The organism is Pantoea sp. Lu_F5_004 (genome assembly GCF_051136245.1).
In the GTDB taxonomy this organism is placed as follows: Bacteria; Pseudomonadota; Gammaproteobacteria; order Enterobacterales; family Enterobacteriaceae; genus Pantoea; species Pantoea agglomerans.
This window is the reverse complement of record NZ_CP194948.1, coordinates 60172-72978: the sequence shown is the minus strand read 5'-3', so window position 1 is coordinate 72978 and position 12807 is coordinate 60172. Positions and strand designations below refer to the sequence as shown.

The window sequence follows — 12807 nt, the reverse complement described above, 5'->3', positions numbered from 1 at the left end:
AGTAATAAATCCTGATAAGATTAATGGCTCCTATCAAAAATATGCATGTACGGCCAAATCCGCCCTCCCTACCGCATCCTCTCACTGGCAAGATGATAAACATCGCTGCGCTCGCGTTTACCCACAGCAACAACGGCAATTACCAGCTGATCGTCTATTACCTGATAAACCAAACGAAAACCGGACGCTCTGAGTTTGATTTTATAGCAGTCTTTAATCCCACGTAGTCTTGCAGAAGGAATATGGGGATTGTCACAACATTTCTTCAGCTTTTTGGCAAACTGCTGCTTGAGAGATTTGTCCAGCTTCTGCCACTCTTTAAAAGCCTCTTCCCTGAATTTGACGGTATAACTCACAAAAGCGCATCCAAATCGACATCAAGCAGACGCTGGCCGCTGCGCTCACTGACCAGCTTAACCAGTTCCTGATCATCAAGGGCATCAAGCATCTGTTCATAAAGCTCAGCCGGGACGCAATAGAATGCAGGCTGGTTGCGGTTAAGAATGGCGACAGGATAACCGTCACCTGCATTAACCGTGGCCATCGGATTTTTCTTCAGTTCGCTTACGCTGGCACTGGTATCGCTTAAAATAATGTTTGGCATAGAGCCTCCAGGACTGCTTAACAGGTCTTTATAGTAGCAGCCTCAAGACCTGATAACCAGTCTCTTTCGGTAGATACAAATGGCTATGTTTGATGAACTGCAAAGGCTGAATGAGCTATTTGAAATGCCGGAAGATGGGATTATTTTTCATTTCTCTTTTTCGCGCCGACAGGAACAGGATCTTCAGTTGCAGCATCCTGAATAATCAGCGCACTGCTTTTCTTATCTAAGGTCTTGAGTAGCGGCTGCGATTCTCTGAGTACAAGGTCCAGACGCTGCATATCCCCCGTCAGTTTTTGATATACGGGCGAGCCAGGCTGAATACCTTTTATGCTGCGGCTGAGCTGTTGCAGGCTTTGCTGCATATCCTCAGACAGTGTTTTCATTGCAGGGCTGCTGATAAATCCATCAATATGCCTGAGCGATTTTTGTATTTCTGTCATGGTGCGCTGACTTTGTTTTAGCGTACCGGTCGCAACTGAAATCAGTGGCCGAAGCGGAAGACTGTTCATCTTATCCACTATAGCCACAATCTTTTGCTGTATCTGGTTTAAACCACCAGGCGTTGTGGGGATGACTTTGTAACCCGCGACGATATCCGGACCTTTGTCGGGCTCAACATTTGCATAATAGTCTAAGTCGATAAACAGCGAACCGGAAAGCAGACTGCCTGTTTTCAGCGAGCCTCTTAACCCCTGTTTTTTACCCAGCTGTAGCTTTTTCTCCAGGTCAAAGTCTTCCCTCATTCCGCTCATGAATCTCTGGGGTTCAATATGAATCAGTACGGGAACCTCATAATGGCTGCGAAAATTCCGGGTTATCTCTGGCGAGGTAAAAGGAACCTGAGCAACCGTCCCCAGGCGTATTCCACGAAACTCGACAGGCGCGCCTGCCTGAAGTCCGCGAACAGAATCGGTAAAGAACATCACGAAGTCGAGGTGTTCGGTATAACGTGAATTCGCGATGCTTCGCAGATCGTCATAAAGAGTATAAGTTGCTACGCCCTTAACCGGCTGGCCCAGGGCCACGCCTTCAGGCAGGTCAAAACTGACCCCGCCACTTAATAATGTGGTGATGGAGCCCATCTCCACGCGCATCCCGGATGAGGATAAATCCACAGCAATCCCACTATTCTTCCAGAAACGAACGTTTGAGGTGACAAGCTGATCAAAGGGCGAAGCGATAAAAACCTGATAACGCATCATCCTTTTTTCCATATCAAACCGGCTGTTCTCGACTGACCCGACACGCAGGCCGCGAAACAGAACCGGGTAGCCCGGCATGAGTTGCCCCGCTTCACGATTATTAAGCGTGATTCTGATCCCCTTTGCATTCGGTGAGGACTGGGGAGGCGCATCTGACAGCCGATAGCGTTCCGGCGCTGGCCCCGGTGAACCTGGCTGTAAGGCTATATAGGCGCCTGAGAACAAGGTACTTAAGCCCGTTATCCCTTCGAATCCAATTTCAGGCCTGACCACCCAAAAAGCGCTATTGCCGTTCAATAGTTTTTGCATACCAGTGTGCATGCGAACCTTGATCTCGACGTGCTTAAGATCGTCAGTAAGCTCGGTACTTTCAACGACACCCACATCAATGTTGCGGTTTTTTATTACGGTTTTACCTGCCTTAATCCCCTGTGCGTTTTCGGTCATCAGAATCACCAGAGGTCCCTGCTGGCTTTTATGGTAATACAATAAAAAGGCACCGATGAGCAGCGTGACAAAGGGAATGATCCAGACAGAAGACCATCTTTTGTTGGGGTTTACATGAGCACTATCCGGCTTATCCGACAAAGTATGGACCCGTGTATAAACAGAGTAACCTGAACTTTTCAGGGCGTTCTGTTGAAAAAAGATTCGATCTCAGGGCTATGTATTCGCTGGTCTTTCCTGAGGCCATGATAGTTAATCTCATCATTAAGCGTTAAATTTCGATAAGTCAGGATCATAAAATCTACTTTCATACGGAGATGCATTATTTCCAGTAAATAATGGATCGAATAGTTTGTAATAACGTCGGGACAGGAGGGTTTATAAGTATAAAGATATGTTTTTAAATAAAGCTTTAGAAATACAAATCTGTGATCAACGTGTCATATTATTTTAATAAAATCAAATCAATCAGTTACCAACATTATGGAGGTTAACGACTCAAAATAAAGAGGAATAATCCTGCGTTTAAAGTCTAATAAATACACTAAAATCATCACTAATGAACAGTATTGCCCACCTACGTCCTCGCTGAAGTGCCTAAAATCCCTGAGCGCTGCATGACTTTCTGGTATTGCGTCTGTCACCGAGGTATGTCAGGTTAACTCTTTTACGAATTGAAACATTGTTGCAGCCGATCTATTTTTACTTCGCATTCCAATTTAGCAGAGGCACCTATGTTCCTTAACTATTTTGCTTTGGGTATGCTGATCTTCGTTTTCATAATTATTTTTTATGGAATTATCGTTCTTCATGATATTCCCTATTTAATCGCAAAGTCCCGTAATCATCCTCATGCCGATGCCATTCACGTCGCAGGTTGGGTAAGTCTGTTTACACTGCATGTCATATGGCCTTTCCTGTGGATCTGGGCCACACTTTATCGTCCGGATCGTGGTTGGGGTATGCAGAACCAGTACACTTCATTACTGGAACTGCAGCAGCGCGTAGCAGAACTGGAGCGTTTACAGGCTGATTCCAAACCGCTTCGACCGGAGCGATGATATGGATCTGCTCATTATTTTAAGCTACGTTGCGATAGCCTGGGCTGTTTTTAAAATATTTCGCATACCCGTCAATAAATGGACAGTGCCAACAGCGGCCCTCGGTGGGGTTTTTCTGGTCAGCGCGCTAATTCTGCTAATGAATTATAACCATCCCTATACGTCACTGGCACAAAAAGCGGTTGTCGCGATTCCTGTTACTCCACAAGTGACCGGCGTCGTAAATGAAGTTACTGATAAAAAAGAAGTGCTTATTAAAAAGGGAGAAATGCTCTTCACCCTGGATCAGACACGTTATAAGGTCCGCGTCGAAAGATTACAAGCCGACCTGAGCACTGCTATTAACAATATTGAAGCGATGAAAGGACAATTAAGCGAAGCCGTTGCCTACACAACCCATGTATCTGCTGAGCGGGATAGATTATTTCTGGACTATCAACGCTATCTCAAAGGCAGTAAGGCGAAAGTCAATCCATTCTCTGAACGTGATATTGATAATGCCAGACAGATATTTCTGGCGCAGGATGCCCTGGTAAAAGGTTCTCTGGCGGAACAGGAGCAGCTCAGAAGCCAGTTGAACAGTGTATCAGGAGGAGAACAATCCCAGATAGCCAGTCTGCGCGCGCAATTAGCAGAAGCCCGGTATAACCTGGATCAGACGGTTGTCCGCGCACCCAGTGATGGTTATGTCACTCAGGTCTTAATCCGTCCCGGAAGCTACGCAGCCGCCCTGCCGCTGCGCCCGGTCATGATATTCATTCCTGTGCAAAAACGTCAGATCATTGCTCAGTTCAGACAAAATTCCCTGCTTCGCCTGACAGCGGGAGATGAAGCAGAGGTCGTTTTTAATGCCCTTCCGGGACAGGTATTCTCAGGAAAACTGCTCAGAGTTTTGCCAGTGGTTCCAGGCGGAGCTTATCAGGCACAGGGAACGGTGCAATCGCTGAGCCTTGCTTCAGGTTCTGATGGCGTATTAGCCTTAATTGAATTAAACCCAAATCAGGACGTTGATGCATTGCCAGACGGCATATTTGCTCAGGTTGCGGTCTATTCTGACCACTTCACGCATGTTTCGGTCATGCGTAAAATTTTGCTGAGAATGACCAGCTGGGTGCATTACCTCTACCTGGATCACTGATGATAAATATATCCTTAACTTTCCATCCATTAACTGTTGGCCTCCTTTCAGAAGATGTTAATCAGAACAGTTATGAACGGCCTGGCTTTGTAATAGACTCTGATTTGAAATTACCCTGAAAACACGGCGGGTGGTTAATTAAATTACTGATCGGTTCTCACAAAACAGGATCGTAAATAAGCTTTTGAAATAGCTGTTTTCATTGAATATGCTATGTTTTAAATGTAGTTACGAATTCTAATCGTCTTTTATAACATTCCGAGGATACGCATATGAAAAAATTAATTTTTGGTGTGGTTGTTTGCTCCTTATCGTTTGGCTCATTTGCTGCCGAAATGATGTCAAAGAATGATTTTATGAAAGTGAAGGATCAGTATGAAAAGATAGGCGATATCTCAACATCAGGTGAGACCAGCCCTTCAGATGCAAAAGCGGAGCTATCAGAAATGGCCGATAAAAAAGGCGGCGATGTGTTCGTGCTGACCTCAGCCAATACGAATAACAAAATTAAAGGTACCGCTGATGTATACAAGAAAAAATAGCGAAGTAACGAAGCTATCTGTCTGAAATACAGACTGAAATAGGTGATTTTTTTTCGGAGCCTCAGGAAATATGTTCTTAATACAGGTTGATCGATGCCCTCTACTAGCGTAAAGGGCATCTTTCTAGCACCATCAGGACCTTAAACCGTTTTCAGCGAGGATGAGCTGAACGTCGGTGACAGGGCCTTTTCGGCCCAGGCTGATGCGCTGATAACACGTCACGCTAATCCGCCTGCACTTGCATTAACTCCAGGCGATGACGTTATCAGGCGTCAGGCCAGGGTTCCCCTAATCAGCCGCCGCCCGGCTCTCCCCTATTTCTTATCCTGCGACCAGGTTGCACTGCGGATATCGACCTTCACCGGTAACAGACCAATCTGGGTAAACTTATCGGCCAGTGCCTGCTGCTGCGTGAAGACTTCAGGTGTCATCCGCTCTGCCCCGAACGGCATCCTTGCCAGCGCCCGTTGCCAGATCGGCTGCGGCAGACCGGTTGAGGTGGACATGATTTTTGCCGTCTCTTCCTGATGTTGATTGGCCCAGGTACTTAGCGACCCAAGCTCATCCACCACCTGGCTGGCGATTTGCGGCCAGGTTTCCGCAAACTTACGGCTGGCAAGATAGAAGGTGTAGTGTGGCACCAGGCCTTCGGCATTTTTAATCAGCCGCGCGTGGGCGTTGGTTTCAACTTCTGCGTAGTAAGGATCCCAGATTACCCAGGCATCCACTGCACCGCGCTGGAAAGCGGCACGCGCATCCGCGGGTGGCAGATAGACCGGTGTAATGTCTTTATAGCTCAGCCCCGCCTGCTCCAGCGCAGTGACCAGCAGATAGTTAACGTCAGAGCCCTTATTCAGCGCCACGCGTTTGCCTTTGAGATCCGCCACGCTTTTAATGGGGGAGTCGGCGGGCACCACAATCGCCTCGGTTTTGGGGTTAGCGGGAGAATGTGCCAGATAAACCAGGTCGGCCTGTGCGGCCTGAGCAAAAGTCGGTGGCGCGTCGCCGGTTGCGGCCAGATCGATACTGCCGATGTTCAGGCCTTCCAGCATCTGCGGCCCGGCCGGGAACTCAATCCAGTGAACCGCAATCCCCTGCTTCTTAAATTCCTGATCCAGCGTGCCGCGATATTTCAGCAGAGCGAAGATATTGGCTTTCTGAAAACCAATATTAACTGTTTCGGGCTTCTCTGCTGCAGCCTGGGTGTTGAACGCTAATCCCGCCTGGGCGGCAATAATCAATGCGCTGAGTAAAACTCTTTTCATCTCTCATTCCTGAGTCTGGTTGTTGTCAGCGCAACATAACAAACGCGGGTTGAAGCACTTAGCGATCAAATGTTCGATGCTTAGCGAAAAAAACGCTATGGATGCCAGACCGACTCACGTACCCGAATGGCGCGACTCAATAACCCCAGAGCATAGAAGCGGTCAGCGATGATCTGCTGTTCCCGGATGATGGCTAAGTTCATGCGCTGGGTCTGATGGCTGCGCCGCGCTAAGGCATGCATCAGTGAAGGCGCTGATATCCCGAGTTCGGTGGAGAGCAACGCAGCGGCTTCTGCGCGGTGTGCATCGATGTAGCGGCCAGTCTGCTCCAGCGCGGTGAGCAGAACCTGCAGCAGATCGCCCGACTGCGCCGCGAACCCGCGTTCGGCAAGGTAAAACTGATGATTATTGACCCGGCCGGTGCCATCAGCGATCACCCTGAACTGTCCGCTGTTCTCTGCATCGCTGAGCAGCGGATCCCACATCATCCAGGCATCCACTGCGTTGAGGTCGCTGGGCGTCAGCGGATATTTTGGCGGTGCATAGACGATGCGCACATCATCCAGCCCTAAACCCGCTTCATCCAGAATCTGCAGCAGCAGATAGTGAACGTTGGAACCACGATTCACGGCGATGCGTTTTCCTCTGAGATCGCCAATCTGCTGAACCGTGCTGCTGTTCGGTACCAGCAGTGCCACGCTCTGCGGCGCGGCGGGTTCCCAGGCAACATAAACCATCGGGCTGTTGCTGGCCTGCGCAAACAAGGGGGGAACTTCACCGGTCGTGCCGAAATCGATCTCCTGTTGGCTCAGCGCATGCAGAAGCTGCGGACCCGCAGGAAACTCACTCCACAGCACGCTGACGCCTCTATCGGCCAGCTGCTGTTCCAGTGACTGGCGCGCTTTCAGGATGCCGAGGTTGCCAAATTTCTGATAACCGATGCGCAGTTCCCGCTCCCGTTCTGGCTGCTGATTCAGAGAAGTGTCGCGCTGACGCAGTGAAGTGCGGCGCGGTTTAATCACTCCCAGATGGCCCAGTTGGGTGCGCAGCGTATGACGACTGATGCCAAGTAGCGCGGCGGCCTGCAGTTGATTGCCCTGAGTGAGTTCCAGCGCATTCTTTATCAGCGCCTCAATCACCCGGGGATAGAGCGGTGTTTCGTTCTGCTGCATCTGCTGCCGTAAAAACTGATCCAGCGCCTCCTCTCCCGGTGGCAGCTCGCTACCCGTCAGATTATTCAGCCGGAGCTGCTGCGGCGTGACCAGCGAGGTTTTGCTGAGCAGGACGGCATTATGCAGGGTGTTCTCCAGCTCGCGGATGTTGCCCGGCCAACTGTAGTTCATCAGCGTGGCGACAGCATCTTCACTGAGACGTAACTGAGGTCGGCCCAGACGGCGCGCATAGAGCTGCAGGAAGTGAGTGGCCAGCACCGGGATATCTTCGCAGCGCTGGCGCAGCGGCGGCAGCGTGACGCTGGCCACATTGAGCCGGTAGTAGAGGTCTTCCCGGAAGCGCCGTTCACGAATCGCCACCGCCAGGTCGCGGTTGGTGGCCGCAATGACCCGCACATTGACCTTTACAGCCCTGGAGGAACCCACACGAGTAATCTCACGCTCCTGCAGCACGCGCAGCAGCTTCACCTGCAGCGACGCACTCAGTTCACCGACTTCATCCAGCAGCAGCGTCCCGCCCTCTGCCGCCTCAAACCAGCCGCGATGGCGATCCTGTGCGCCGGTAAATGCCCCTTTCTCATGACCAAAGAGCTCAGACTCCGCCAGACTCTCGGTGAGGGCACCACAGTTGACCGCCAGAAACGGCTGTCTGCTGCGGGCGCTGTGATGATGCAGATAGCGCGCCATCACCTCTTTGCCGGTGCCGGTTTCACCAATGATCAGCACCGTCGCGTCGGTAGGCGCAAGCTGATCCAGCACGCTTTTAAAGGCGCGCGATGCGGGGTCAATCAACTCAGGGCTGGCAATCTGCATCTTATTCACCAGGTTAACTGGAAAGCCATGACCATACCGCGTGGCTAACGCGGAAACGAGAGGCTAACCAGACCGGATTGTTGCCAATGCAGCAGGCTGTAACTTTACCTGTCGCAAATGCAGCAATATTCAGCAAGAGAAAATACAAATATGTTATTGAATTAATGAAATAAATTTCAATACACAGAGTGGCATGCATCCTGCTAACACCTATATAACTAAAGAATTTATGCCTATGTATTAAATTCAAATATCGTTATAAAGGAATCTGCTAATGAGTCATGCGACACAGGAAAACCTCAACCTCTTCTGGTTTCTGCCCACCCATGGCGATGGGCGCTATCTTGGCACCACCGAAGGCGGCAGAGCAGTCGATTTACCCTATTTACAGCAGGTTGCGCTGGCGGCAGATAATCTGGGCTACTACGGTGTATTAATCCCGACCGGTAAGAGCTGTGAGGATTCCTGGCTTGTCGCCTCTGCACTGGCTCCGATCACCAAAAAGCTGCGCTATTTAGTGGCCGTGCGTCCTGGCCTGCAACCGCCAAGCCTGGCGGCGCGTATGGCGGCCACGCTGGATCGGCTTTCTGGCGGACGTTTATTGATTAACGTGGTCACGGGGGGCGATCCGGTTGAGAACAAAGGTGACGGCATCTTTCTGAGTCATGAAGAGCGCTATCAGGTGACCAGAGAGTTTCTTGAGGTTTACTCCCGCCTGCTGAAAGGCGAGAAGGTCGATTTTTCGGGTGAGCATATCCGCGTGGAAGGCGCTGAGATCCTCTTCCCGCCGGTGCAGGAAAATGGCCCACCGCTCTATTTTGGTGGTTCGTCTGATGCCGCTATCGACGTTGCGGCGAATCAGATCGACACTTATCTGACGTGGGGCGAGCCGGTTGAACAGGTAGCGGAAAAACTGGCAGTGGTTCGTCAGCGGGCGCAGGAGGGTGGCCGTAGCCTCTCCTACGGCATCCGGCTGCATGTCATTGTCCGTGAAACCGAAGAGGAAGCCTGGGCGGCGGCCGATCGGCTGATTTCTCATCTGGATGAAGAGACCATTGCCGCAGCGCAGAAGATCTTTGCCCGCATGGACTCAGCCGGACAGGCGCGGATGAGCGCGCTGCATCAGGGCTCACGAGACAGCCTGCGCATTGGCCCCAATCTCTGGGCAGGCGTCGGCCTGGTGCGCGGCGGCGCGGGTACTGCGCTGGTGGGGAGTCCGCAACAGGTAGCCGATCGCATCCGGGAGTATCAGGCGCTGGGGATCGAGAACTTTATTTTCTCCGGCTATCCGCACCTTGAAGAGGCGCACCGCTTCGCTGAACTGGTGATGCCGCTGTTACCGCTGGCTGCCAACGCCGAAAAGAAACAGCGCAGCGTGAACACCGGTCCTTTTGGTGAAACCATTGGCGGTGACCGTCGTCCTGATAAACAGGCCAGCGCCAGTTAACAGAAGAGAAGGCTTGCTTATGTCACAGCAGCAGATAGTCATTATCGGCGGTGGTTTTACCGGAACCGCGCTGGCGATCCATCTGGCCCGGGCTGGCCAGGCAGGATTGCACGTGACGGTGATTGAACCACGAGCGCAGCTTGCTCAGGGGGTGGCATACGGCACCACCGATCCGGCCCACCGCATCAATGTGCCGGCCGCCAGAATGCAGCTTGCTGGTGATGAAGAGGGCATATTTGACCGCGACTATCGCACATCACCCGCCTTTCAGGCCGACCCGGACGCGTTGTGGCGTGACGGCAATGTTTACCCGCAACGTGGTGAGTTTGGTCGCTGGGTCAATGCGCAGTTTGTGCATCAGCAGCAGCATTCGCCGGTAAAACTCAGCCATCTGCGTGACAGCGCAGTTGCGCTGCAGGATGGCGTAGTGACCACAGCCTCAGGGCAGAAGATCCGGGCTGATCAGGTGGTGCTGGCAATCAGCCATCCACCGCCGGATCTGCCCGCGCTGCTGAAGCCGTTACAGGGGCATCCGGGGTTGATTGCCAATCCCTGGCAGAATGGCGCGCTGGCACAGATCGCACCTGACGATCGGGTAGGGATTATCGGTTCAGGCCTGACCATGTCCGATGTGGTGGCATCGCTGCATCGCCAGCAGCATCGCGGAGAGATTACCGCCTTCTCACGCCGTGGACAGCTGCCGCGTGCCAACCTGAGCGGCAGCGATGAGAGCTACACCCTGGATTACAGTCAGCCGCAGCCCGCCAGCGCACGTGGCTGGTTACGTCGTGTGCGTCAGGAGGTAAAACAGGCGGCCGCATTGAATCTGCCCTGGCAGCTGGTGCTGGATGATATCCGCCGTAATGGTCAGCATATCTGGCAGAGCCTCTCACTGCATGAGCAGCAGCGTTTTCTGCACCATCTTCGCCCCTGGTGGGATGTTCACCGCTACCGGATTGCCCCACAGGTAAGCCAGATTCTGAACCAGCAGCAGGCGAGCGGTCAGTTGTCACTGCTGGCGGCACGTCTGATGGGGGCAGAAGCGGTGGGAAACAATCTTGAGCTGACGCTGCGCCGGCGTGGAGCGCAATCAGAAATACGGGTGGTGGATAAAGTGATTGTCACCACCGGGCCAGCGCACAACGCACTGCTTAAAAGCAACGCGCTGCTGCGCCAGCTCCACGGCGAGGGCGTGATTCAGCCCGACCCGCTGGCGCTGGGCATTCAGGTTAACGCGCTGTCACAGACGCTGAATGCACAGGGTGATGCCAATCCTCATCTCTTTGTGGCCGGGCCTGCCGCGCGTGGTCGCTTTGGCGAACTCATGGGATTACCGCAGGTTGCAGAACACGCTGAGTCCGTAGCACGGCAGCTACTCTCCACTATGCCGCTGCCCCTCAGCGAGCGATGTCCCGGTTCACTCATCTACTGAATCACCCTTCCGGAGCAATCACTAAAAGGTGGGCGGCAAGCGATTGCCGCATCCGCCCAGGAGTCGCTATGTCATCGCAACGTGAAATTCGCCTGAATGCTTTCGATATGAACTGTGTCGGTCATCAATCGCCCGGCTTATGGGCGCATCCCCGGGATCGTTCCTGGCAGTACAAAGAGCTGGAGTACTGGACCGACTTAGCACGCCTGCTGGAGCGCGGCAGGTTTGATGGACTGTTTATTGCTGACGTGCTTGGGGTCTACGACGTGCTCAACGGCAATAACCAGGCCGCAATTCGCCACGCCACGCAGGTGCCGGTAAACGATCCGCTGGCGTTAATCACGCCGATGGCGCTGGTGACGGAACATCTGGGCTTTGGCCTGACCGCGTCACTGTCATTTGAGCACCCCTACCCGTTTGCGCGGCGGATCTCGACGCTGGATCATCTGACCAAAGGCCGCATTGGCTGGAATATTGTGACCTCCTATCTGGAAAGCGGTGCGCGTAATATCGGACATCAGGCCCAGACCGACCACGATGCGCGCTACGACTATGCCGATGAATACCTGCAGGTTATCTATAAGCTGCTGGAGGGAAGCTGGGAAGATGGCGCGGTCCTGCGCGATCGTGAACGTCATATTTTCAGCGACCCGAATAAAATCCATCCGATTAATCATCAGGGTAAATTCTTCCAGGTGCCCGGCATCCATCTGTGCGAACCTTCGCCGCAGCGCACGCCGGTACTTTACCAGGCGGGCGCCTCCAGCCGCGGTAAAGCGTTTGCGGCGGAACATGCCGAATGCGTGTTCGTGGCGGCACCTTCGAAAGTTCTGCTGAAGAAAACCGTGGCGGATATTCGCCGGAGAGCCGCTGAAGCGGGACGCGATCCCCGCTCCATACTGGTCTTCAACCTGCAGACAGTCATTGTGGGTGAAACCGACCTCGCGGCGCAGGCCAAATGGGAGGAGTACAAGCGCTATGTCAGTTACGAAGGCGCGCTGGCGCTGATCTCAGGCTGGACCGGTATCGATTTCGGGCAGTATCAGCCGGATCAGGTACTGAAACATCTGCACACCAATGCGATTCAGTCGGCGGTTGAGACATTCTCTACTGCCGATCCCAACCGACAATGGACGGTGCAGGGCCTGGCAGACTGGGTAGGCATTGGCGGATTTGGTCCGCTGCTGGTGGGCAGCGCCGAAACGGTGGCCGATGAGCTGCAAAGCTGGGTTGAAGAGACAGACGTCGATGGTTTTAACCTCGCCTACGCCGTGACGCACGAAACCTTTACTGACGTGGTGGAACTGCTGGTGCCGGAACTGCAAAAGCGTGGCGTCTACAAGCAGGAGTATCAGCCCGGCACGCTGCGTGAAAAGTTATTTGGCCAGGGGCCGCGGCTGGCGTTGCCGCATCCGGGTGCCGGTTATCGCCGGAGTGCGGATGTGGAACAGCGAGCAGCCAGGGTGGAAGTTTCATAACAGAGACGGCTGGCTGTCCGGCATGAATAACCGGCGCATAGCAAAGTGCAAAGAGACAAGAGTACGTCTTGTCGCCGGTTGATGGACAGGCATTACCGGACCGGTCATTGCTGTTAACCGTTGCTGAATCGGTCTGCCATGTGCTGCTGAAACCTCACGCGTTTCAGCAGTATAAAAAACAACATTTCGCTGAATACTACCGG

Annotated in this window: 11 protein-coding genes; 6 read left to right on the top strand and 5 right to left on the bottom strand. The window is 52.8% G+C overall.

Annotated elements, in window-relative coordinates:
• Positions 1-68: 68 nt before the first annotated feature.
• The 3 genes from ACR8BN_RS22145 to pqiB form a co-directional block, all read right to left on the bottom strand.
• Complete coding sequence (locus ACR8BN_RS22145; protein WP_434747849.1) at positions 69-356, bottom strand: type II toxin-antitoxin system RelE family toxin; 288 nt, start codon at positions 354-356, stop codon at positions 69-71.
• Positions 353-604 carry a type II toxin-antitoxin system Phd/YefM family antitoxin gene (locus ACR8BN_RS22140; RefSeq protein WP_039387444.1) on the bottom strand — a complete coding sequence of 84 codons (252 nt, stop codon included), beginning with the start codon at positions 602-604 and terminating at the stop codon, positions 353-355. The genes ACR8BN_RS22145 and ACR8BN_RS22140 overlap by 4 nt, the downstream gene beginning before the upstream one ends.
• Positions 605-744: 140 nt before the next feature.
• Positions 745-2397, bottom strand: a complete 1653-nt coding sequence (gene pqiB, locus ACR8BN_RS22135) for an intermembrane transport protein PqiB (protein ID WP_434747848.1) — start codon at positions 2395-2397, stop codon at positions 745-747.
• 593 nt (positions 2398-2990) lie between these two features.
• On the opposite strand from pqiB, the gene ACR8BN_RS22130 reads away from it, so the two are divergent.
• The 3 genes from ACR8BN_RS22130 (at position 2991) to yahO (ending at position 4997) form a co-directional block, all read left to right on the top strand.
• On the top strand, positions 2991-3317 hold the full coding sequence (locus ACR8BN_RS22130) for a DUF3302 domain-containing protein (protein ID WP_033759973.1): 327 nt from the start codon (positions 2991-2993) through the stop codon (positions 3315-3317).
• Between the two features lies 1 nt (position 3318).
• On the top strand, positions 3319-4455 hold the full coding sequence (locus tag ACR8BN_RS22125) for an HlyD family secretion protein (protein WP_191939527.1): 1137 nt from the start codon (positions 3319-3321) through the stop codon (positions 4453-4455).
• A 272-nt stretch (positions 4456-4727) separates the two neighbouring features.
• On the top strand, positions 4728-4997 hold the full coding sequence (yahO, locus tag ACR8BN_RS22120; RefSeq protein ID WP_191939526.1) for a DUF1471 family periplasmic protein YahO: 270 nt from the start codon (positions 4728-4730) through the stop codon (positions 4995-4997).
• 314 nt (positions 4998-5311) lie between these two features.
• Here the strand turns inward: yahO and ACR8BN_RS22115 are convergent, their stop codons facing one another.
• The gene (locus ACR8BN_RS22115) at positions 5312-6262 is read right to left on the bottom strand and encodes a sulfonate ABC transporter substrate-binding protein (RefSeq protein ID WP_434747847.1); all 951 of its coding nucleotides are present in this window, start codon (positions 6260-6262) and stop codon (positions 5312-5314) included.
• A 95-nt stretch (positions 6263-6357) separates the two neighbouring features.
• Entirely contained in the window at positions 6358-8247 is a 1890-nt protein-coding gene (locus ACR8BN_RS22110; protein WP_434747846.1) for an aliphatic sulfonate ABC transporter substrate-binding protein, read from the bottom strand.
• Between the two features lie 274 nt (positions 8248-8521).
• Between ACR8BN_RS22110 and ssuD the strand changes: the two genes are divergently transcribed.
• The 3 genes from ssuD to ACR8BN_RS22095 all read left to right on the top strand — a co-directional run bounded on the left by ssuD (position 8522) and on the right by ACR8BN_RS22095 (position 12604).
• Positions 8522-9694: an FMNH2-dependent alkanesulfonate monooxygenase gene (gene ssuD, locus ACR8BN_RS22105; RefSeq protein WP_434747845.1), complete on the top strand. Its 1173-nt coding sequence runs from the start codon at positions 8522-8524 to the stop codon at positions 9692-9694.
• Positions 9695-9713: 19 nt separating this feature from the next.
• A complete protein-coding gene (locus tag ACR8BN_RS22100) occupies positions 9714-11126 on the top strand; it encodes an FAD/NAD(P)-binding protein (RefSeq protein WP_434747844.1) in 1413 nt (470 codons plus the stop codon).
• 68 nt (positions 11127-11194) lie between these two features.
• Positions 11195-12604, top strand: coding sequence for an LLM class flavin-dependent oxidoreductase (locus ACR8BN_RS22095; protein ID WP_434747843.1), 1410 nt, complete (start codon positions 11195-11197; stop codon positions 12602-12604).
• Positions 12605-12807: the final 203 nt, after the last annotated feature.